Source organism: Zhihengliuella sp. ISTPL4 (genome assembly GCF_002848265.1).
Taxonomy (GTDB): Bacteria; Actinomycetota; Actinomycetes; order Actinomycetales; family Microbacteriaceae; genus Microbacterium.
The window spans coordinates 2966698-2987879 of record NZ_CP025422.1 but is presented as its reverse complement, the minus strand read 5'-3'; the positions used below and the strand labels follow the sequence as shown (position 1 = coordinate 2987879).

General features: G+C 69.9%; 22 protein-coding genes. 11 read left to right on the top strand and 11 right to left on the bottom strand.

All coding sequences use genetic code 11. The annotated features are described in order from the left end of the window. The first annotated feature begins 19 nt into the window (after positions 1 to 19). Positions 20 to 535: a glycine cleavage system transcriptional repressor gene (locus tag CYL12_RS14220; RefSeq protein ID WP_101848161.1), complete on the top strand. Its 516-nt coding sequence runs from the start codon at positions 20 to 22 to the stop codon at positions 533 to 535. A 102-nt stretch (positions 536 to 637) separates the two neighbouring features. Here the strand turns inward: CYL12_RS14220 and CYL12_RS14215 are convergent, their stop codons facing one another. After that, positions 638 to 1315 (bottom strand): FadR/GntR family transcriptional regulator, encoded by a 678-nt coding sequence (locus CYL12_RS14215; RefSeq protein WP_085605550.1) that lies wholly within the window; start codon positions 1313 to 1315, stop codon positions 638 to 640. A gap of 166 nt (positions 1316 to 1481) precedes the next feature. Here CYL12_RS14215 and CYL12_RS14210 point away from each other — a divergent pair, with 166 nt between their 5' ends. The 4 genes from CYL12_RS14210 to CYL12_RS14195 all read left to right on the top strand — a co-directional run bounded on the left by CYL12_RS14210 (position 1482) and on the right by CYL12_RS14195 (position 5960). Next, on the top strand, positions 1482 to 2717 hold the full coding sequence (locus tag CYL12_RS14210; protein WP_101848160.1) for an aminotransferase class V-fold PLP-dependent enzyme: 1236 nt from the start codon (positions 1482 to 1484) through the stop codon (positions 2715 to 2717). Positions 2718 to 2778: 61 nt separating this feature from the next. Further along, positions 2779 to 4092: an ABC transporter substrate-binding protein gene (locus CYL12_RS14205; RefSeq protein ID WP_101848159.1), complete on the top strand. Its 1314-nt coding sequence runs from the start codon at positions 2779 to 2781 to the stop codon at positions 4090 to 4092. Between the two features lie 3 nt (positions 4093 to 4095). Beyond that, positions 4096 to 5043 (top strand): carbohydrate ABC transporter permease, encoded by a 948-nt coding sequence (locus tag CYL12_RS14200; RefSeq protein ID WP_025105358.1) that lies wholly within the window; start codon positions 4096 to 4098, stop codon positions 5041 to 5043. After that, positions 5040 to 5960: a carbohydrate ABC transporter permease gene (locus CYL12_RS14195; protein WP_199399138.1), complete on the top strand. Its 921-nt coding sequence runs from the start codon at positions 5040 to 5042 to the stop codon at positions 5958 to 5960. Before CYL12_RS14200 ends, CYL12_RS14195 begins: the two co-directional genes overlap by 4 nt. 66 nt (positions 5961 to 6026) lie before the next feature. Here the strand turns inward: CYL12_RS14195 and CYL12_RS14190 are convergent, their stop codons facing one another. From CYL12_RS14190 to CYL12_RS14180, 3 genes are read right to left on the bottom strand one after another with little or no spacing between them, the layout of a single operon-like run. Beyond that, a complete protein-coding gene (locus CYL12_RS14190; protein WP_101848158.1) occupies positions 6027 to 7040 on the bottom strand; it encodes an aldo/keto reductase family protein in 1014 nt (337 codons plus the stop codon). 53 nt (positions 7041 to 7093) lie between these two features. After that, the gene (locus CYL12_RS14185) at positions 7094 to 7591 is read right to left on the bottom strand and encodes a hypothetical protein (protein ID WP_101848157.1); all 498 of its coding nucleotides are present in this window, start codon (positions 7589 to 7591) and stop codon (positions 7094 to 7096) included. A 9-nt stretch (positions 7592 to 7600) separates the two neighbouring features. Continuing rightward, entirely contained in the window at positions 7601 to 9094 is a 1494-nt protein-coding gene (locus tag CYL12_RS14180; RefSeq protein ID WP_101848156.1) for an aminotransferase-like domain-containing protein, read from the bottom strand. Positions 9095 to 9113: 19 nt separating this feature from the next. Here CYL12_RS14180 and CYL12_RS14175 point away from each other — a divergent pair, with 19 nt between their 5' ends. Continuing rightward, on the top strand, positions 9114 to 9449 hold the full coding sequence (locus CYL12_RS14175) for a hypothetical protein (protein ID WP_101848155.1): 336 nt from the start codon (positions 9114 to 9116) through the stop codon (positions 9447 to 9449). On the opposite strand, the gene CYL12_RS14170 is transcribed toward CYL12_RS14175, so the two are convergent. Together CYL12_RS14170 and CYL12_RS14165 are read right to left on the bottom strand one after the other, a co-directional pair. Beyond that, complete coding sequence (locus CYL12_RS14170; protein ID WP_101848154.1) at positions 9437 to 10897, bottom strand: DUF4407 domain-containing protein; 1461 nt, start codon at positions 10895 to 10897, stop codon at positions 9437 to 9439. The genes CYL12_RS14175 and CYL12_RS14170 overlap by 13 nt on opposite strands. A 74-nt stretch (positions 10898 to 10971) precedes the next feature. After that, positions 10972 to 11544, bottom strand: coding sequence for a TetR/AcrR family transcriptional regulator (locus CYL12_RS14165; protein WP_101848153.1), 573 nt, complete (start codon positions 11542 to 11544; stop codon positions 10972 to 10974). On the opposite strand from CYL12_RS14165, the gene CYL12_RS14160 reads away from it, so the two are divergent. Next, on the top strand, positions 11543 to 12190 hold the full coding sequence (locus tag CYL12_RS14160) for an NAD(P)H-dependent oxidoreductase (protein ID WP_353615386.1): 648 nt from the start codon (positions 11543 to 11545) through the stop codon (positions 12188 to 12190). The genes CYL12_RS14165 and CYL12_RS14160 overlap by 2 nt on opposite strands. 9 nt (positions 12191 to 12199) lie before the next feature. On the opposite strand, the gene rlmN is transcribed toward CYL12_RS14160, so the two are convergent. Then, positions 12200 to 13489 carry a 23S rRNA (adenine(2503)-C(2))-methyltransferase RlmN gene (gene rlmN / locus CYL12_RS14155; protein ID WP_233486759.1) on the bottom strand — a complete coding sequence of 430 codons (1290 nt, stop codon included), beginning with the start codon at positions 13487 to 13489 and terminating at the stop codon, positions 12200 to 12202. Between the two features lie 130 nt (positions 13490 to 13619). Here rlmN and CYL12_RS14150 point away from each other — a divergent pair, with 130 nt between their 5' ends. The 3 genes from CYL12_RS14150 to CYL12_RS14140 are packed head-to-tail and all read left to right on the top strand — an operon-like array spanning position 13620 to position 15611. Next, positions 13620 to 14258 carry a bifunctional 4-hydroxy-2-oxoglutarate aldolase/2-dehydro-3-deoxy-phosphogluconate aldolase gene (locus CYL12_RS14150; protein WP_101848151.1) on the top strand — a complete coding sequence of 213 codons (639 nt, stop codon included), beginning with the start codon at positions 13620 to 13622 and terminating at the stop codon, positions 14256 to 14258. 19 nt (positions 14259 to 14277) lie between these two features. Then, complete coding sequence (locus CYL12_RS14145; protein ID WP_101848150.1) at positions 14278 to 14865, top strand: ankyrin repeat domain-containing protein; 588 nt, start codon at positions 14278 to 14280, stop codon at positions 14863 to 14865. Continuing rightward, entirely contained in the window at positions 14862 to 15611 is a 750-nt protein-coding gene (locus CYL12_RS14140; RefSeq protein ID WP_101848149.1) for a sulfite exporter TauE/SafE family protein, read from the top strand. Before CYL12_RS14145 ends, CYL12_RS14140 begins: the two co-directional genes overlap by 4 nt. Before the next feature lie 79 nt (positions 15612 to 15690). Here CYL12_RS14140 and CYL12_RS14135 read toward each other — a convergent pair whose 3' ends face one another. Further along, entirely contained in the window at positions 15691 to 16524 is an 834-nt protein-coding gene (locus CYL12_RS14135; RefSeq protein WP_101848148.1) for an SDR family oxidoreductase, read from the bottom strand. 78 nt (positions 16525 to 16602) lie between these two features. After that, the gene (locus CYL12_RS14130) at positions 16603 to 17361 is read right to left on the bottom strand and encodes an SDR family NAD(P)-dependent oxidoreductase (RefSeq protein ID WP_101848147.1); all 759 of its coding nucleotides are present in this window, start codon (positions 17359 to 17361) and stop codon (positions 16603 to 16605) included. A gap of 135 nt (positions 17362 to 17496) precedes the next feature. Here CYL12_RS14130 and CYL12_RS14125 point away from each other — a divergent pair, with 135 nt between their 5' ends. Next, positions 17497 to 18222: an aminoglycoside 3'-phosphotransferase gene (locus tag CYL12_RS14125; protein WP_199399137.1), complete on the top strand. Its 726-nt coding sequence runs from the start codon at positions 17497 to 17499 to the stop codon at positions 18220 to 18222. A 13-nt stretch (positions 18223 to 18235) separates the two neighbouring features. Here the strand turns inward: CYL12_RS14125 and CYL12_RS14120 are convergent, their stop codons facing one another. Continuing rightward, positions 18236 to 19708, bottom strand: coding sequence for an amino acid permease (locus CYL12_RS14120; RefSeq protein ID WP_233486758.1), 1473 nt, complete (start codon positions 19706 to 19708; stop codon positions 18236 to 18238). 9 nt (positions 19709 to 19717) lie between these two features. Next, the gene (locus CYL12_RS14115) at positions 19718 to 21088 is read right to left on the bottom strand and encodes a glutamate decarboxylase (protein ID WP_101848145.1); all 1371 of its coding nucleotides are present in this window, start codon (positions 21086 to 21088) and stop codon (positions 19718 to 19720) included. Positions 21089 to 21182 lie beyond the last annotated feature (94 nt).

Genomic DNA, 21182 nt, shown 5'->3' with positions numbered 1-21182 from the left:
CGCGGGTTACGCTGACCCCATGACCACACTCATCCTCACTGTCGCGGGTGCCGACCGTCCGGGCCTCGTGGCCGCCGTCGCCGATGTCGTCGACGCCCACGGCGGCAACTGGGAGAACAGCTCCCTCGCCGAGCTCGCCGGCACGTTCGCCGGTGTCATCGAGGTGTCCGTGCCGACGGAGCGCACCGGGGAGCTCGAGACCGCCCTCCGGGCGATCCAGGGCCAGGGGCTGCTCACACTGTCGGTGCTCACCGGCACGCCGGGGCCGTCGGAGGACGAGGAGCAGCTGCTCGTGATGCAGGTGCTCGGCAACGACCGCCCCGGCATCGTGCGCGAGGTCTCGGCGGTGCTGAACGCGCACGCCCTGAGCATCGAGGAGCTCACGACCGAGACCCGCGAGGCTGCGATGGCCGGCGGAAGGCTCTTCGAGGCGTCGGTGATCGCGAAGGTCCCGCCGACGGTCGACCTCGACGCCCTGCGCGCCGACCTGGAGCGCCTCGCGTCGGAGATCCAGGTCGACATCACGCTCGGGTAGCGGTTCGCCGACCCACCCCTTTCGGTGCCGCCCACCCCCTTTCGGACGTCCGAAGAGGGCCGGGGCGCACGAAAGGGGGTGGCTCGGGCGGGAAACCAGCGGTCAGAGGCCGGAGTACCGCCGCACCCAGTACTCGGTGTAGGCGACGTGGGCGGACGCCGCCGCGGACGCGGCGACCGGATCCGCAGCGGCGAGGCCGCGGAGGATGGCGCGGTGGCCGGCGTCGGAGTGGATCTTGAGCTCCGCGGCGTCCTCCGGGTCGGAGATCCGGTAGGCCCGGGAGCGGGAGCGCAGCACGTCGATGAGGCTCGTCAGGGCCTCGTTGCCCGCGACCGACGAGATGGCCATGTGGAACTCGTGGTCGAGGCGGGACTGCGCCTCGAAGTCCGTCGTCGACTCGATCTCCGTGAGCACCTCGTCGAGCGCGGCCACCGTGTCCTCGTCGATCCGGGCCGCGGCGAGCGCCGCCGCATGGGGCTCGAGCACCCGTCGGAGCTCGGTCAGTTCCAGCACCCCGGCCATCGGCAGCAGCCCGACCGTGAGCGAGAGACTGCCGATGAGGTCGGCCGCGCGGAGCTCGCTCACGTAGCTCCCGGAACCGTGCCGCGTCTCCAGCACGCCGAGCGCGGCGAGGGTGCGGATCGCCTCACGCAGCGACCCCCGGGAGACGCCCAGCCGTTCGCAGAGCTCCCCCTCGCTCGGCAGCCGGTCGCCGGGGCGCAGAGCGCCGTCGGCGATGAGAGCCCGCAGGCCGTGCAGCGCCGTGTCGAGTGCGCTCATCGTGATCCTCTCTGCCACTCCCCCACCCCTCGTGAAGTCTGTCGGACGCCCCGGGCGCCGCAAACTCGTATGACAACTATGTTTCATCTTCGCGGTTTCGTAGCCAAAACCGAAGGCGTGTGGCAAAGTTGTGCAACAACTCGCCCCCACTCACCGATGAGGTCCGATGCCCGCTCCGCAGTTCCCCGCTCCGCTCACGCTGAACTCCGGCCTGCGAGCGCGCGATGCCTGGCCTCTCGACCCGACCGTGATCCACCTCAACCATGGGTCCTTCGGGGCGGTGCCGTCGGTGGTGGTCGCCCACCAGGACGCTCTGCGCCGCCGCGCCGACCTGAGCCCCGTCGAGTGGTTCCCTCGGATCGCGGAGCGAGTGCAGGAGGCGAGGCAGCGGACCGCCCCGTTCGTCGGCGCCCGCGCGGAGGACAGCGTGTTCGTGCCCAACGCCTCCGCCGCAGCCACCGTCGTCTACAACGCCCTCCAGCTCGAGAGCGGAGACGAGATCCTCGTCACCGACCAGGGCTACGGCGCCATCACCATGGGGGCCGAGCGCCTCGCCCGCCGGTTCGGCGCCGCCGTCCGCACGGTCACCCTGCCTTTGCTCGCCGATGACGACGAGATCGTGCAGCTGTTCGCCGACGCCCTCACCCGGCGCACGCGGCTGCTCGTCGTCGACCAGATCACCTCGCCCACGGCCCGCCTGCTGCCCACCCGCCGCATCGCCGACCTCGCGGCCGAGCGCGGCGTGCGCACCCTGGTCGACGGCGCCCACGCCCCCGGCCTCATCCCGGACGCGGCGGCCGTCGCCGGCGGCGACTGGTGGTTCGGCAATCTGCACAAGTGGCCCTGCGCCCCGCGCGGCTCCGCCCTCCTCGTCACCACCGCCCCCGACCGCGACGAGCTCTGGCCGCTGATCGACTCCTGGGCCGCGCGCGAGCCGTATCCCGAGCGCTTCGACACCCAGGGCACGATCGACGCGACGACCTACCTCGCCACCCCCACCGCGATCGAGTTCATCGAGGCGGAGTTCGGATGGGCGTCCGCCCGCGACGCCATGACCGCGCGCGCCGACGCGGGTGCTGAGCTCATCGCCGAAGCCCTGCGCCCCTTCAGCGACGAGGACCCGCTGACCGCGCTCCCCTCGCCGGTGCCGTCCATGCGGCTCATCCGGCTGCCACTCGGCCTCGGTGCCACCCGCGAGGAGGCCGACGCGCTGCGCATGGACCTCCTCGACGAGGTCGGCGTGGAGACCGCATTCACGAGCTTCCGCGGCGTCGGCTACTTCCGCCTCTCCGCGCATCTGTACACGGAGGCCTCCGACATCGAGGCGTTCGTCGAGCGCTGCGTCCCCGCGATCCTGCGCCGCGCCGGCATCCGCCCCGCCGACGCCCTCATCCTCCCCTGACCCGCACCACCTCCCGCACGAACCACCCGAACACCCACCCATCCCCACCGAGAGGCACATCGTGAAGAACAAGATCTTGACGACCGCAGCCGGAGTCGGCACCGTCGCCGTCCTCGCACTCACCGGCTGCTCCGGAGGCTCCGGCTCGTCCGGCGGCGACGGCAGCGTCACCCTCCAGATGGTCGAGAGCCTGACGAACCCGGCGCGCACCGAGCTGCTCCGCGGACTGCTCGACGAGTTCGAGAAGGACAACCCCGACATCACCGTCAACCTCGTCTCCCCCCCCACCGAGCAGGCCGACCAGAAGATCCAGCAGATGCTGCAGTCCGGCAAGGGCGTCGACGTGCTCGAGGTGCGCGACATCACCGTCGGGCCGTTCGCGAACAACGGCTGGCTCTACGACCTCGGCGCCGATCTGAAGAAGTGGGACGGCTGGGACGCCCTGACCGAGAACGCGCAGTCGGCCTCGGTCGCGGAGGACGGCAAGAGCTATTTCGTCCCCTACGGCTTCTACGGCCTGTCGCTGTTCTACCGCACCGACCTCGTCGAGCAGGCCGGCTTCGACGGCCCGCCGCACAGCTGGAAGGACCTGCTGGAGCAGGCGTCGGCGATCCAGGACCCGTCGAACAACATCTACGGCTACGCCTTCCGCGGCGGCCAGAACGCGAACAGCAACGTCGTCGCCGCGATCGAGGCCTACACGATCGACGGGCTCGACACGGAGGACGCATTCCTCATGGAGGACGGCTCGACGATCTTCGCGGCTCCCGAGGCGCAGGAGGCCGTCGACGACTACTTCGACCTGTTCACCGAGGCCTCGCCGCCCTCGGCCGTCTCCTGGGGCTACCCCGAGATGGTCGCCGGGTTCACCAACGGCACCACGGCCTTCCTCCTGCAGGACCCGGAGGTCATCGCGACGGTGCAGGACTCCTCGCTGACCGAGGACCAGTGGGACACCGCTCCGCTGCTCGTCGGCCCGACCGGCAAGGCTGCTCAGCCCCTCGCCGTCGCCGGCTGGGGTGTCGCGGAGAACAGCGAGCACAAGGAGGCGGCGGTGAAGCTCGTCGAGTTCCTGTCGTCCGCCGAGCCCGCCACCGAGTTCGCACAGGCGAACAGCCTCGTCCCGATCATCGCGGCCGCCGCGGACGACGAGTTCTACTCCACCGGCCCCTGGACCAGCTACGTCACCATGACCGAGGACCCGGAGACCTACGTCAACGTGCGTCAGCCGCGCGGGGTGAGCTGGTGGACCGAGTGGATCCAGAAGTCCGACCAGGACGTGCAGAGCGTGCTGCTCGGCAACATGACCACGAAGGACCTCCTCGCCTCGTGGGACGCATTCTGGACCGAGAAGTACGCCGCGGAGAAGGGTTGATCCGTGGCCCGCACCATCCGTGAAGGGGGCTCCGTCGGCACCGCCGGCGGGGCCTCCCCGGCATCGCGTCGTCGCCCCTTCCGGGGTCGCACCGCGCTCACGCTGCTGGCGTTCCTCGCGCCGGCGATCGTCTTCGTCTGCTGGTTCACCTACTGGCCGATGCTGCAGGGCGCCCGCATGGCCTTCCACGACTGGAACCTGTGGGATCTCACGTCGACGCCGTTCGTGGGCTTCGACAACTTCCTCGCCGTCTTCCGCGACCCGGCGTTCCCGACCGTGGCGTGGAACTCCGTGCTCTGGGTGGTCGGCTCGCTCGTGCCGCAGCTCGTGATCGGGTTCCTCATCGCGCTCGCCCTGCGCAAGCGGTTCCGCTTCCGCGGTCTCTACCAGGCGCTGGTCTTCTTCCCCTGGGCGGTGTCCGGCTTCCTCATCGGCATGCTGTTCCGCTGGATGTTCAACGCCGAGTTCGGCGTCGTCAACGACCTGCTCATGAAGGCGGGGCTGATCGACGCCCCGCTGCCCTGGCTGGCCGACCCGAAGCTCGCGATGTTCGCCGTGATCGTCGCGAACATCTGGTACGGCGTGACCTTCTTCGCGATCATGATCCTCGCGGCTCTGCAGTCGGTGCCGGACGAGATGCTGGAGGCGGCGAGCCTCGACGGCGCCGGCAAGGTGCGGCAGCTGTTCTCGATCATCATCCCGTACATCTCGATGACGCTGCTGCTGACGATCCTGCTGCGCGTGATCTGGATCTTCAACTTCCCCGACATCATCTACGCGATGACGAACGGCGGCCCGGCCAACCAGACCCACATCATCACGACGTGGATGATCAACTACACGCAGCAGGGCAACTACGGCATCGCGAGCGCCATCGGGCTCATCGTCGTGGCCTTCCTCATGGTGTTCTGCGCGTTCTACCTGATGGCGATGCGGAGAGTGCAGCGATGACCATCACCTCATCCGTCCGGACCGGATCGTCGGTCACGGAGACCCGCCGCATCACGGTGCCCGACCCGAAGACCGCCCCGCGACCGAAGCCCCGCGTCACGGTGGGCGGCGTGGTGCGTGTCGTCGGCCTGGGCCTGTGGCTGCTCATCACGCTGTTCCCGCTGTACTGGATCACGCTCACCGCGTTCAAGTCGCCGGGGACCATCAACCGCTTCCCGATCGAGTACTGGCCGAGCGAGCCCTCGCTGGACAACTTCACGAGCCTGTTCGAGAAGAGCTCGTTCGGGACGTTCCTGGCGAACTCGGCCATCGTGGCGGTGTCGGCGGGCGCGGTGGCGACGCTCATCGCCCTGCTGAGCGCCTACGTGCTGGCGCGATTCGAGTTCCGCGGCAAGGGCACGGTGCTCATCGCGTTCCTGCTGACGCAGATGATCCCGGCGTTCATCGCCCTCGGACCGCTGTACTCGATGATGACCGACCTCGGACTCGTCGATACCAAGCCCGGCCTCATCCTCGTCTACATCGCGATCTGCATCCCGTTCTCCACGGTCATGCTGCGGGGCTTCTTCGAGAACGTCCCCGATGCGCTGGAGGAGGCGGCGATGATCGACGGCTGCTCGCGCCTCGGCGCCCTGTTCCGGGTGCTCGTGCCGGTGATGACCCCGGGCATCATCGCCGCGTTCATCTTCAACTTCGTGAACTGCTGGAACGAGCTGTTCCTGTCGGTCGTGCTGATGAACACCGACGCGAACCGCACCGTGCCCTCGGCGCTGAACGGCTTCATCTCGACGTTCAACATCGACTGGGGCTCCATGAGTGCCGCGGCGGTGCTGACGATCCTCCCGACGATGGTGATGTTCGCCCTCGCCAGCCGCTGGATCGTCCAGGGCCTCACGGCCGGGGCCGTCAAGGAGTAACCCGTCCGAGGAGCGCAAATGGTCCCATTCCTTGACGGAATGGGACCATTTGCGCGATTCGAAGGCCTAGACGAGCCGGGACTTCGGCGACACCGAATACGTGTGCTCGGCGTCGCGGTTGACCGTGTCGCCGAGCGCGGTGTCGATCGCGGCCATCGTGTCGGCGTCGAGCTTCACGCCGGAGGCCTTGACCGTGTCGGCGAGCTGCTCCGGGCGGGAGGCGCCGACGAGGGCAGCCGCGACGTTCGGGTTCTGCAGCACCCACGCGATGGCGAGCTGGGGCATCGACAGACCCGCCTGCTCCGCGATCGGCTTGAGGCGCTGCACCGCGGTGAGGATGTCGTCCTGCAGGAAGCTCTTGATGAAGCCCGCGCCCGAGTTCTGATCCGTCGCCCGCGAGCCCTCCGGGACCGGCTGACCAGGGAGGTACTTGCCGCTGAGCACACCCTGCGCCATCGGCGACCAGACGATCTGCGAGATGCCGAGCTCCTCCGACGCGGGGACGACCTTGCCCTCGATGACCCGCCACAGCATCGAGTACTGCGGCTGGTTGGAGATGAGCTGGATGCCGAGCTGCTTCGCCAGGGCGTGGCCGTCACGGAGCTGCTCCGCGGTCCACTCCGAGACGCCGATGTAGAGCGCCTTGCCCTGCCGCACGATGTCGGCGAAGGCCTGGAACGTCTCCTCCAGCGGGGTCTCGTGGTCGAAGCGGTGCGCCTGGTACAGGTCGACGTAGTCGGTGCCGAGACGCTGCAGCGAGCCGTTGATCGACTCCATGATGTGCTTGCGGCTCAGGCCGGTGTCGTTCGGACCCTTGGGACCGGTCGGGAAGTAGACCTTCGTGAAGATCTCGAGGCTCTCGCGGCGCTGGCCCTGCAGCGCCTTGCCGAGCACGACCTCGGCGGCGGTGTTCGCGTAGGTGTCCGCGGTGTCGAACGTGGTGATGCCGGCGTCCAGGGCGGCGTGCACGGTCTTGACCGCGGCGTCGTCCTCGACCTGCGAGGCGTGTGTGACCCAGTTGCCGTACGTGATCTCCGAGACCTTGAGACCGCTGTTGCCGAGATAGCGATAGTTGACCATGGACCAACGCTAGTCCCGCCAGGGGGACCGCCGGGCCGGATCGGCCGCGATCGTCAGGCGGTGGCGGACGCCGGTCCGCGGCGGCGGGACGTGAGCGCGGCCCCGATCAGCACCCCGACCGCGGCGAGCGCGCTGACGGCGTACAGGGGCAGGGCCCACGGGGAGGCATCGGCGCCGCTGATGCCGAACGTGTCGGCGAGCCCCATGCCAGGGCCGAACGACGCGACGAAGTACGCGGGAGCCCCGCCCATCAGCACGGCGAGGAAGGTCATGGCCGGCACGATGGGGTGCACGCGTGTGACCACGCAGACGACGGCGGTCCCGATCCCCAGGCACACGCCGGCGCCGAGGATACCGAGGACCGCCTGCGGCATGAGGCTCTCCCCGGCGTTCGACATCGCGGCCCGGACCTCGTCGAGGGAGAGACCGCCCGGGGCCGCGGCCAGCGGGTTCAGCACGAGGATCTGCACCGCGGCGAGGGCGGCGTACGCGGTGACGGCGAGCACGCCCGCGATGGAGATCCAGAGAGTGGGGCGTGGCACCGGTGTCATGCGGTCACCCTAGGCAGGGCTGCTGAGAGTCTCCCGGTACTCGCGCCAGGCGTCGCCCAGCCGACGCACGCCCTCGGTGAGCACGTCGTCCGGCGCGGTGAACGGCAGACGCACGTGGTCGTCCGGGGCGGCGGCCGAGACCGCGAAGGCCCCGGTGCCCGCGATCGAGACCCCGTGGGCCGCGGCGACGCGCGCGAGAGCCGATGCGGAGCCCCGAGGCAGCGCCGCCCACAGCGAGAGTCCGCCCCGAGGGGCCTCGTAGGTCCAGTCGGGGAGGTGCGCGGCCATCAGGTTCTGCAGCAGGAGGAGCCGCTGCTGGTGCACGCGGCTGTTGGCGCGGCGGAGCTCCGTGGCGTGGGCGATGAGGTCGAGTGCGAGCAGCTGGCCGGGCACGCTCGTGGACTGGTCGGCGAGCTGCCGTGCACCGCGGAGCCGTCGGACCAGGACAGGGTCGGCGCGCAGCCACCCGATCCGCAGCCCGGCCCAGGCCCACTTCGACACGGACTCGACGACGAGCACCGGGGCGTCCGGCCGTTCCGAGGCGAGCGTGGGCGGCACGACCCCGTCGAACGAGATGCCGGCGACGACGCGGTCCTCGATCACGGGCACCCCGTACTGCGCGGCGAGTTCGGCCACGCGATGCCGCGCCGCCCCAGGCAGACGCGTCCCCGTCGGGTTCTGGTGGTGCGGGTTGAGCGCGACGAGCACGGGACGCAGTCGGGCCATCGCCTGCTCCAGCGCATCGACGTCGAGGCCGTCCGCCCCCATCGGCACGCCGTGGACCGTCCCGCCGCGCAACCCCACGGAGTCGGTCACGCCCGGCCACGTGATCCCCTCCGCGAGGACGACGTCGCCCGGCTCCACGAGCGCGTTGACGACGAGGCTGATGGCCTGCTGCGCGCCATGGGTCACGAGGATCTGCTCGGGCGTGGTCGGTGTCCCCTCGGCGCGGTACATATCGGCGATGAGTTCGCGGAGCGCGGGGAGCCCCGCGGGGTCGGTCTCCGGGAGCAGGGCGAGGTCGAGCCGCGGCTGGTGGTCGCGGATGAGCTGCACACCGAGATCGGGGATCTGCGGCACCGTGCGGAGCAGATCGATCGCGTTGGGGAGTGCTGAGAACAGGGCCTCGCCGCGGCCGGGACGGCGGTCCGCCGCGGGCGCCGTCCTCGAGCCCGAGACCCGCGTCCCACTGCCCTGCCGACGCTCGACGAGACCCTGCTCCGCGAGGGACGCATAGGCGGACACGACCGTGCCCCGCGAGACCGCGACCACCGCGGCGAGGGCGCGTTCGGCAGGCAGGCGGTCGGCGGGGCGCAGCTCACCGCTGCCGATCAGAGCGGCGATCCCCGCGTCGAGTCGGGTGGAGAGGGTGCCGTCGCCGTGCGCCCAGCGCCCGAGCCGTGCGGCGAGGGCGGAGGCAGAGACTTCCCCGCCCTGGACGAGGGGGCCGGGTGCCGATCCGTGGGCCATCGGCGCCGCATTGGCCCTGTCGAGGGTATCCATGAGACCTGATTCTGGACCAATGACAGCTTCCACGACCAACTTCCCGCCTTACCTCGGTCCAATCGACCGCGATTGGACCATCGGTGAACTCCTCGAGTGGTGTGAGGACGACGCCCGCACCCACGACCCCAGCCTCCGCGGACCGCTGGCGCTCATCGAGGCCGCCGTGACCGGCACCCCCTGGCGGACCGCCTCGTCCACCGTTGCCCCGTCCACGGTCGCCTTGACCCGTTCCCTCGCCATGGCGGCCCGGGCCGGGAACCTCTCCCACGTTCGAATCGCCCACTTCGTCCCCGATCCGGCGGAGATGGAGCAAAGTGAGCGACTCGAAGCGAAGGAGCGTCAGGTGGCCTGAGCCCCGGGAGTGGTGACGATGTCGGCGCGGTCGCGGAAGCCCTCCGCCGTCACCCTGTCCAGGGCGACCTGCTTGCGGATGGCCAGCGCCTTCTCGTAGAGGCTCGGGTCGCCGTAGCTCGTGAGCACCTTCACCAGCACCGGCAGCAGCTCGATCATGAAGAACAATGCCGCGATGAGGATGTGCGCCCACAGGATCGCGGGCTCCTTCTCACTCAGGCGGTTGAGGCCGCTGATCTGACTCAGCAGACCCACCGCGCCGGCATTGCCCTCCGCAACGGAGTCCGCCCGGGCGTTGTAGGCCGCGAGTGCCTGCTCGTACGTGTCGCGGGCGGCGGGCAGCTCGTCCTTCGCCTGCTGGCGGTTCTGCGACTCCGATGCCGTGGTGTTCTCCTTGGCTGCGCTACCGGCGGCCGCGAGTTCCTCGTTCGCCGTCCGGAGCTGCGCCGCGAGGGCGTCGTAGGTCTGCTGGGCCTCGGCGAGCTGGGCCTGCGCGGCCTGCGAGCTCGCGCCCTCGCCGTTCACACCGGTGCAACCGGGAACGGTGCCCGCGCCCTCGCCGGTGAGCTCGCACTGGTACAGCGTCCGCGCCTGATCGATCACGGCCTGCTGCTCCGTGAGCTTGGCCGTGAGATCGTCGACCGTGGACTGGGCGGCGGACTCGGTCGCCGATGACGACTCGGTGCCGGCGACGATGCCCGTCGCCGCCTGGTTCTCGAGTGCCGCGACGCGCTCGGACGCCGCGTCCAGCGCCTTCTTCTCCGGACCGGTCTCGAGCGCCTCCTGGTCGGCTTGCGCCTGGACGATGTTGGTCGCGGCGACCTCACGCGAGATGTCGTTGTGGAAGATCTGCAGCACGAGCGGCTCCGCGACGACGAAACCGATGATCGCGGCCATGATGACGCGAGGGATCGCAAGGCCGATGAGCTTCCAGACGTTGCGGGTCGACGTCATGGTCGAGGTGAGGAAGCGGTCGAGGTTGAAGATGATCAGCGCCCACACGATCGCGAGCGGGATGGCGAGCCAGACCGCCGCGCGCACGCCCGTCGTGAGGGCGAAGAGCATGGAGATCGCGCTGACCAGGGCCGTCCCGGCGAGCACGAAGAACATCTGCACGAAGCGCGGGGTCTCGCCGGGGACGCGGTCGAGGATCTCGCCCTCGGCCCCGCCGAGGATCGCGAGAGCGCGGAGACGCTCGGCGGCGGTGCGGCGACGGCGAGGCTTTCGGACGCGCCGTGAACGGGCCGGCCGGTCGTCGATGGTCTCCGTGTGGTCCCAGGGGTCGGACGCCGGCGCGTCGGACGCGGCGTCAGGCCGCGCGGGTGAGTCACCGATCGGTTCGTACTCGCGGAGGAAGTCGAGGTCATCCGTCTCGGCGTTCGGGTCCGAGTCGAGGATGATCCGACCCTGCGAGTCGAAGCGACCCGGGCGGTGGGCGGAATAGGGCATCCCGATAATCTACGAAACTCCGCCTGTGCATACCGTGGAAGATCCCTTTGCATCCGTTCAGGATCCTCGCCGCGTCACTCCGAGGGCAGCAGCCGATCGAGCGCGGCGGAGTACGCGCTGAGCGCATCATCGAGCCCGAAGTGCCCGGCGGCGGCGAGGGTGCCCAGCCCGTGCATCAGGCCCCAGAGCGCGGTGATCTCGCCCGGCCTTCCGAGTCCCGCCGAGCTCGCGTTGTCCGCCAGGACGTCTTCGAGAGCTCGGATCAGTGGGGCCATCGTCGGCGTCGGATCCCCGGGCACGCAGACCGTCGGGTCGTAGACGGCATTGAAGGCGTGCGGATGCTCGACAGCGAAGCGGATGTAGGCGCGGCCACCCTCGGCGAGAGCGGCCGTGCGGGTCGACGCCTGCTGCGTCGCCGTGCGGACCTCGCCGAGGAGGTCGGCCATGCTGCGTTCGGCAATCGCCTTGAGGAGGCCAAGGCGATCGGAGAAGTGGTGGTACGGCGCGTTGTGGCTGACGTTCGCCGCGCGCGCCACCTCCCGCAAGCTGATGTCCGAGGCCGGAACCCGCTCCAGCAGCTGCATCGCGGCGTCCTCCAATGCTCGCGCGAGCGCGCCGTGATGATATCCCGCCTTTGAACTTGACATGCGCAACATTGTTTCCTATCTTGACAGTGTCCATCAGGTTGACACTGTCCAGATTGGAATCACCATGACCGCTCTCGTCATCGACGGCCACCCAGACGGACGCTCCCTGACGTCCGCGATCGCTCAGCGCTACGCCGCCGGGCACGGCGAGGCCCGGGTCCTCGCGCTGAGGGACCTCGAGTTCGACCCCGTCAGACGGGCCGGGTACCGCGAGCGGATGAGCCTGGAGCCCGATCTCGTCGTGGCGAAGCAGGCGCTTCACCACGCGGACACCATCGTCGTCGCCACGCCCCTGTGGTGGGGCTCCGTCCCGGCCCTGCTCAAGGGGTTCTTCGACCGCGCCCTCCTGCCACAGGAGGAGTTCCGCTACACGGGAGCGGGTTTCCCGGAAGGCCTCCTGGCCGCGCGCCGCGGACGACTGCTCCTCCTCGCGGATACCCCCTGGTATGCGGTCCCGATGACCGGCCTCCCCGCACGGATCCATGTGGCGCGGGGCACCCTGAGGTTCTGCGGCGTGCGGTCCGTCCGGACGCATCGGATGCTGGGAGTGAGGAACGCCGGAGAATCCACGATCGCCCGGTGGCTCGCCGACGCCGAGCGCCTCGGCATCCGGGACGGTCGGCGAACGGTTCGCCTCGGCTCCTGAGGGTCAGGCTCACGCCATCGCGGCGGCGGCAGCCTCGTCCTCGGTCGTCGCCACGAGCTGCCCGCACGCGCCGTCGATCTCCTTGCCGCGGGTGTCGCGCAGGGTCGTCGGGATGCCGGCGTCGTTCAGCCTCCGCACGAACTCGTCCGTGACACCCTTCTCCGATGACGTCCAGATCGAGCCCGGCGTCGGGTTCAGCGGGATCGGGTTCACGTGCACCCATCCACGACCGCGCTGGTTGAGCTTCTCGGCGAGGAGGTCGGCCCGCCACGCATGGTCGTTCATGTCCTTGATGAGCGCGTACTCGATGGACACGCGGCGACCGGTCTTGGCGTAGTAGTCGTAGGCCGCGTCGAGCGCCTCGTCGACCTTCCACCGCGAGTTCACGGGGATGAGCTCGTCGCGAAGGTGGTCATCGGGGGCATGCAGCGACAGCGCGAACGTGACGGGGATGTTCTCGTCGGCGAGCTTCTTGATCGCCGGCACGAGGCCGACGGTCGACACCGTGATGCCGCGCGCGCTCATGCCGAGACCGTCGGGCTGCGGGGCGACCATGGTGCGCACCGCATCCATGACGCGCTTGTAGTTGGCGAGCGGCTCCCCCATCCCCATGAAGACGATGTTGGAAACGCGCTCCATGCTGTGGTCGTCGCGCTTCTTCCCGCCCAGCTCGCCGTTCGCGATGGCCCGGTTGGCCCGGACGATCTGCTCGATGATCTCGGCGGTGGACATGTTGCGGGTCAGTCCGGCCTGCCCGGTGGCGCAGAACGGGCAGTTCATGCCGCAGCCGGCCTGGCTCGACACACACAGGGTGATGCGGCCGGGATAGCGCATGAGGACGGACTCGACGAGCGCACCGTCGTGCAGACGCCACAGGAACTTGATGGTGTCGCCGCGGTCGGTCTCCAGCCGACGCACCTCGGTCATGAGGGGCGGGAGCATCCCGCCGACGAGCTCGTCGCGGATCCCGGCGGGCAGATCGGTCATCTCCGCCGGGTCGGACGTGTAGTGCCGGAAGTAATGGGTGGCGAGCTGCTTGGCGCGGAAGCCGGGGAGCCCCAGCTCCTTCACTTTCTCGATGCGCTCGGCCGGGGTGAGGTCGGCGAGATGGACCGGCGGCTTGCCGCGCTTGGGACTCGCGAACTGCAGCAGCGGGCGCCCCTCGGCATCCTTCTTCTGGGTCCAGCCCTCGGTCGCGGGGCGCACCTGCGGGGCGCGCGTCTCGCGGATCGCCCCCGAACGGGACGACGCGGGCGCGGTCGCGGGGCGCGTCTCGGGTGTGCGGGGGTTCTCGGCCATCCCTCCAGGGTACCGGGACGCGGGTGAAAGGCGGCTGGGCAGGGATACCGCCATCGAGCGGACGGCCATCGCTTGTAATGACAAGTTTTCGTGCGCGAGAATGGGCGCATCCCCTCGATCAAGGAGCGCCATGTCCGACCGTCTCGCCCGTGCCCGCACCACCGGCATCCTCGCCGTCCTCCGCGCCCCCTCCCCGGAGTCGGCCCTGGAGGCCTCGGAGGCGATCATCCGCGGCGGGGTCTCCGGCATCGAGGTGACCTTCTCGACGCCCGACGCGCCTGCCGTGATCCGCGAGCTCATCGCCCGCCACGGTGACGCCGCGTACATCGGCGCCGGTACCGTCACGTCGGCGGAGCAGGCGACCCAGGCCGCCGACGCGGGCGCCGCTTTCCTCGTCAGCCCCGGCACCCTCCCCGACCTCACCCGCGCCATGCTCGACACCGGCCGCGTCGTGATGACCGGCGCGATGACGCCGACCGAGGTCATGGGCGCCCTCGAACTCGGCGTCGACGTCGTGAAGATCTTCCCGGCCTCGCTCGGCGGTCCCTCCTACCTGGGGGCGCTGCGCGGGCCGTTCCCGGACGCCCCCCTCATGCCCACGGGCGGCGTGAAGCCCGACAACATCGCCGACTGGTTCGCGGCCGGCGCCGTCGCCGTGGGGGCCGGTGGAGACCTCGCGAACGGCACTGCGATCGCGAACGCGGACTGGGCGGACATCGAGCAGCGGGCCGCGCGCTTCGCCGCCGCCCTCGCTGCCACGCGGGGCTGAACGGCAGATCAGCGCTCCCATGAACGACGCCACGTCCGACCTGCTCGCCGCCGCCGCCGCCGGCGACAGTGACGCCCTCCACCGCGCGCTCGACGCGGGAGCGGACATCGAGGCCCGCGGCGACGGCGGCATGACCCCGCTGGTCGCGGCGACCAAGGCGAACCACATCGACGCGGCGCGGCTCCTGATCGAGGCCGGCGCCGATGTGAACGCCAGGGACGACATCCAGGACTCCGCTTATCTGTACGCCGGTGCCCGCGGGCACGATGAGATCCTGCGGATGACCCTGGCGCACGCCGCCGACCTCCGCAGCACGAATCGCTTCGGCGGCACAGCGCTGATCCCCGCGTCCGAGCGGGGCCTGCTGCCGACGGTCGAGATCCTGCTGGGCGCGGGCGTCGATCCGAACCACATCAATAATCTCGGCTGGACTGCGCTGCACGAGGCGATCGTGCTCGGCGACGGCTCGGCCCGCTACGTCGAGGTGGTCAACGCGTTGCTCGACGGCGGCGCCGACGCGTCCATCCGCGACGGCGACGGTGTGCTGCCGGTCGACCTCGCGACCGACCGCGGGTACGACGCCATCGCCGCCGAGCTCCGGCGGTGACAGCCCTCGATCCCTGGGCCTGGGCTGCACTCGGCGTGGCCGCGGTCGTCATCGGGATCTCGAAGACGGCTCTTCCGGGCGGCAGCATCCTCGCGATCGCCCTGTTCGCCGCGGTGCTCCCCGCGCGCACCTCCACAGCGGCGACGCTCCTGCTGCTCATGGTGGGTGATGTGTTCGCGCTGCTCGCCTACCGACGGCACGCGCACTGGCCCACGCTGCTGCGTCTCGCACCCGCGGTCGTGGCTGGACTTCTCCTCGGCTTCGCGTTCCTCGCCTTGACCGGAGACGGGGTCGTACGCCGCGCCATCGGCGTGATCCTGCTGCTCATGATCGCCGTGACGCTGTGGCGGCGATGGCGGCAGGCCAGGGCGGAGCAGGAGGCGGCGGCCCGGGGCGGCGCACTGCTGGCCGGGGTCTACGGGACGCTCGGCGGCTTCACGACCATGGTGGCCAACGCAGGCGGGCCGGTCATGTCGATGTACTTCCTCGCCACACGCACCCCAGTCCAGGTGTTCCTCGGCACCTCCGCCTGGTTCTTCGCGATCATCAACCTGATCAAGGTGCCGTTCCTCGCCGGCATCGGGCTGTTCACGGGGCCTGTGCTGCTCACCGACGCGATCCTCACGCCGCTCGTGGTGCTCGGCGCGCTGCTCGGGCTGCGGGTGGCGCGTCGCCTGGACCAGCGGCTCTTCGACCGCATCGTGGTCGTGCTGACGGTCCTCGGCGCCGTGTACCTGCTGCTCTAGCCCTTCGACAAGCTCAGGGACCCAACCCTTCGACAAGCTCAGGGACCCAGGGGTGGGTCGCTGAGCCTGTCGAAGCGCGTCAGTCGAGGAAGATGTCCGGGAACAGCGCGCTGTCCGGAGTCCCCGGGACGGCGGCGTAGCCCGAGAAGTCGGTGACGCCGTTCGCCTCGAGCACGTCCTCCACGATCAGCGACTGCCCCGTGTAGGTGCGCGCCGGCTGGGTGAGGACGGCGTAGGCGGCGTCGGCGTAGATGTCGGCCGTCCGACTCGCGGCCATCACCTTGTCGCCGCCGAGGAGGTTCTGCACCGCGGCCGTCGCGATGGTCGTGCGCGGCCACAGCGTGTTGGCGGCGATGCCCTCGGCCGCGAACTCCGCCGCGAGTCCGAGCGTGACCATCGTCATCCCGTACTTCGCCAGCGTGTACCCGGTGTGCGCACCCAGCCACTTCGGGGTGGGGTTCAGGGGCGGCGAGAGCGAGAGGATGTGCGGGTTCTCGGCGTCCTTGAGGATGGGCACCGCGGCCCGGGAGAGCATGAAGGTGCCGCGGACGTTCACGTCCTGCATCAGGTCGTACTTCTTCGCGGAGAGGTCGAGCGACCGGGAGAGGTCGATGACGCTGGCGTTGTTGAGGACGATGTCGATCCCGCCGAACTCGCCCTGCGTCTTCATGACGGCTTCGGTGATGTGGTCGTCGTCCCGCACGTCGCCCACGATCGGCAGGGCCTGGCCGCCGGCGGCGCGGATCTGCTCGGCCGCGCTGTGCACGGTGCCCTCGAGCTTCGGGTGCGGGGAGTCGGTCTTGGCGAGCATCGCGATGTTCGCGCCATCGGCGGCCGCGCGCAGGGCGATCGCGAGACCGATCCCGCGGCTGCCGCCCGACATGAGGATGGTCTTTCCGGCGAGTGTGCTCATGGTTCTCGTTTCGAATCGCTTGATTGGCTGGATTTCCGGGTCGAATCGGGCCATTCGGGCGATTCGAACCGGGAGGGGTCAGCGCGGGGCCATGCGGATGGCGCCGTCGAGGCGGATGGTCTCGCCATTGAGGTAGCCGTTCTCGACGATCTGCTGCACGAGGCCGGCGTACTCGTCGGGGCGACCCAGGCGGGCGGGGAACGGCACCTGCTGGCCGAGCGAGTCCTGCGCCTCCTGCGGCAGACCCATGAGCATCGGCGTCTCCATGATGCCCGGGGCGATGGTGCACACCCGGATGGCGTGGCGGGCGAGCTCGCGGGCGATCGGGAGGGTCATCGCGTGCACCCCGCCCTTGGAGGCCGAGTACGCCGGCTGGCCGATCTGCCCGTCGAACGCCGCGACGCTCGCCGTGTTCACGATCACGCCGCGCTCCTCATCATGCAGCTCGTTCGCGGCGATGACGGCGGCGGCCTGCGAGATCACGTTGAACGTGCCGACGAGGTTGATGCGCACGATGCGCTCGAAGTCCGCGAGGAGCGCAGGGTTGCCGTCGCGATCGAGCACCTTGGCCGGCGGGGCGATGCCGGCGCAGTTGACGACGACCCGCAGCGGCGCGGCGACCTGCGCCGCGGCGACCGCGGCCCGGACCTCGTCGACGCTGGTCACGTCTGCGGGGACGAAGAGACCGCCGAGTTCCGCCGAGACCTCTTCCCCCTTCGACGAGGCGAGGTCGATGATGGTGACGTGCGCGCCCGCGGCAGTGAGCCGACGGGCGGTCGCGAGTCCGAGTCCGGATGCGCCGCCGGTGACGAAAGCACCCTGTCCGCTGATCTGCATCTGATGTTCTCCTTCGAACGTCGTCGTGCGACATGCATGGAACGCAGTCCCAGCCTAGGCGGTTCTTGGTGTCACCGCAGGCCCGCCGCGTCTTTCCCGAGCCTACGACACCGAGGTTCCGACAGGATGGGATGGGTGAGCATCCCCGCAGCGTCCATCGAGGTCCCCGACCGTGTGCGCGATCTCGCCGCCGGCGCCGCGCTGACACCGGCCTGGCGCAACGCGATCGGTGGGCTGACGTTCCGCACCGACGACGGCCGGTACATCAAGTGGGGCCCCCATGACCCCGAGGCGAACATGCGCGACGAGGCCGAGCGGATGCGCTGGGCCCGCCGCTGGATCACGGTGCCCGAGGTGATCTCCCAGGGCCAGGATGAGGCGCACGAGTGGCTCGTCACGGCGGCGCTTCCCGGGCACAGCGCCGTGGACCCGCGGTGGGCGTCGTCTCCGGCGACCGCCGTCCGCGCGGTCGGTATCGGTCTCCGCTTCCTGCACGACGCCCTGCCCGTCGCGGAGTGCCCCTGGACCTGGAGCCCGGCGGAGCGCATCGCGAACGCCGCCGCCCGGGGCACGACGGTGCCGACGGACCTGCACGAGCCGCCGTCGATCGACCGGCTGGTGGTCTGCCACGGCGACGCCTGCCTGCCCAACACCCTGCTCGACGACGACGGCCGCCCCGTGGCCCACGTCGACCTCGCCGCGCTCGGGGTCGCCGACCGGTGGGCCGACATCGCCGTGGCCGCGATGAGCACGCTCTGGAACTTCGGCCCCGGCTGGGAGGCCACCCTCATCGCGGCCTACGGCGTCGAACCCGACGACGCCCGCCTCGAGTACTACCGGCGCCTGTGGAACGAGACCTGAGCCGACGCCCGCCTCAGGCTTCCGGATGCGCGTCGCTGAGGAGGCTCCCGTCGGCCGGCCGCCGATCCCACGACGGTTTGCGCAGCGCGGAGAACAGCAGCGGCGGGGCACCGAGCACGACGATCACCAGACCGACGATCCACGGATACGCGGCGGCCGGGAACGCCGTGAAGCCGTCGGGCGGGATGAAGGCGAGCAGGAACGCGGCGAGGCAGGCGATGAATCCGACCCCGGCGACGAACGGCAGCGCCTTCACGCGGTACGCCCGGTGGACTTCGGGGGCCTTCCGCCGCAGCACCATCGCCGAAGCGAACATGAGCATGTACATGATGAGGTACAGCGCGGCGGCCATGTCGATGAGCGCGACGAAGGCGGCGCTCACGTTGGGCACGATGATGAAGATCGCCGCGAGGATCGTGACGATGGTGCCCTGGAGCATCAGGATGCCCGACTGGACACCGGCCTTGTTGCGCTTCTGCAGCAGCGGCGGGAGCAGCCCGGTCTCCGCCGCCGCCAGCACGCCCTTGGACGGACCGGCGACCCAGGTCACGACCGAGGCAAGGGCCCCGGCGGCGATGAGCGCCGACACGACGGCCGTCGCCCACCCCATGTCCCAGTGGTCGAAGTACTCCCCGAACGCGAGCATGATGCCGTTCGTCAGGCCGAGCTCCTTCTTCGGCACTGCGACTGCGATCGCGATGGTCGGCAGGATGAAGACGAGCAGGATGAGCCCCGCGGCGAGGAACACGGAGCGCGGGTAACCCTTGCCGGGATCCTTCATCTGGTTCACGTGCACCGCGTTGACCTCCATACCGGCGTACGCGAGCACGTTCGACACGATCAGCACGATGGAGGCCAGCCCGGTGAACGGCGGGATCATCGCCGAGGCGTCCAGCGGCACCTGGCTCTTCTCCCCGCTGAAGACCCACACCGCCCCGAACACGATGAGCAGCACCGCGGGGAACAGCGTGCCGATGATGCCGCCCCACGAGCCGAGTTTCGCGAAGAGGTCACCGCCGCGGAGGGTGACGAGGGTGGAGCCCCAGTAGAAGACGATGATGACGACCGCGGTGAAGAAGCCGGAACTGGACAGCGACGGGTCGAGGAAGACGAAGGCGAGAGCACCGGCCACGAACGCGAGCTGCGTGGGGAACCAGACCACGTTCTGGATCCACTGCAGCCACACCGCGGTGAACCCCCAGCGGTTGCCGAGGGCCTCGCGCACCCAGACGTACACGCCGCCCTTCCATCCCGTCGCCAGTTCGGCCGCGACGAGAGCCGTGGGGATGAGGAAGAGGATCGCCGGGATGATGTACAGCGTGACGCTGCCGAGACCGTAGATCGCCATCGCCGGGAGGGAGCGCAGGCTCGCGACGACCACCAGCGTGAGGAGAGCGAGCTGCCCGACGCCGAGGACGGCGACGGCGGGACGGGAGACGCGCGGCGTCGAGGCGGCGCCGGCGGCACCGGACTGCGGGGCGGACATGTCGGCCCCCTAGTGGTGGAACGCCGAGTCGGGGTGATCGGACGGCATGGGAGCCGTGAGCGCGTCGAGGTGGGCCACCTCGGCGGTGATGGCGTCGAGCAGTTCGGCGGCCAGGTCCATGCTGAGCCCGTTGCGCACGACGATGCGCTGCACCGTGAGGTCTTCGAGGTCCGCGGGCATGGGGTACGCGGGCACGAGCCAACCCCGCATCCGGAGGCGGTCCTGGAGGTGGTAGAGCGTCCACTTGTCGGTGTGCCCGTCCTTCAGGCGCCAGGCGAAGACCGGGATGTCGCTGCCGTCGTTCCACAGCTCGAACGCGTCGAGCTTCGCGATGCCCGCGGAGAGGAACTTCGCCACGTCCTGCGAGGCCTGCTGGACGGCGCGGTACCCTTCGAACCCGAGACGGAGGAACAGGTAGTACTGCAGCAGCACCTGCGCTCCCGGTCGGGAGAAGTTCAGGGCGAAGGTCGGCATCTCTCCGCCGAGGTAGCTCACCTGGAAGATGAGGTCCTCGGGCAGCCACTGGGCGTCGCGCCAGACCACCCAGCCGAGGCCGGGATAGACGAGACCGTACTTGTGTCCCGAAGTGCTGATGGAGTGCACGCGCTCCAGCCGGAAGTCCCAGACGAGGTCGGGCTGGAGGAACGGGGCGATCATCGCGCCCGAGGCGCCGTCCACGTGGATCGGGATGTCGAGACCCGCCTTCTCCTGGATGGCGTCGAGTGCCGCGGCGATCTCCGCCACCGGCTCGTACATCCCGGTGTAGGTCACGCCCATGATGGCAACGACCCCGATGGTGTTCTCGTCGACGTACTTCTCGAGATCGTGACCGTCGAGCGTCTTGTGCTCCTCGCTGATGGGTACGTAGCGCGGCTCGACGTCGAAGTAGTTGCAGAACTTCTCCCAGCACACCTGCACCGCGCTCGACATCACGAGGTTCGGGCTCGAGGCGTCCTTGCCGGCAGCGCGGCGCGCCTGCTGCCAGCGCCGCTTGAACGCGAGGCCGCCGAGCATGCACGCCTCAGAGGAGCCGATCGTCGACGTGCCGATGCTGCGCGCGGCATCCGGCGCCTTCCACAGGTTCGCGAGCATGTGCCAGCAGTTGTCCTCGATGGCGGCCGTCTGCGGATACTCGTCCTTGTCGATCATGTTCTTGTCGAAGGAGGCCATGTAGACCTGTTTCGCCTCGTCGTCCATCCAGGTGCTGACGAAGGTGGCGAGGTTGAGGCGCGCATTGCCGTCGAGGATGGTCTCGTCCTCGACGATCTGCTTCGCGGTCGCCGGAAGCGACTCGGAGTCCGGGATGACGTGTCGCGGGGCGACGGTGGCCTCCCCCGGCCGCGTGAAGAGCGGCTGATCATCGGCGGCGGAGATGCTCATGGGACGTCCCTTTCGGTCGGTGACGATTGGCACTGTCTCCTGCGCACGCTAGACCTGTCTTCGACGCACCACTAGGGACCCTCGTCCCGAATGG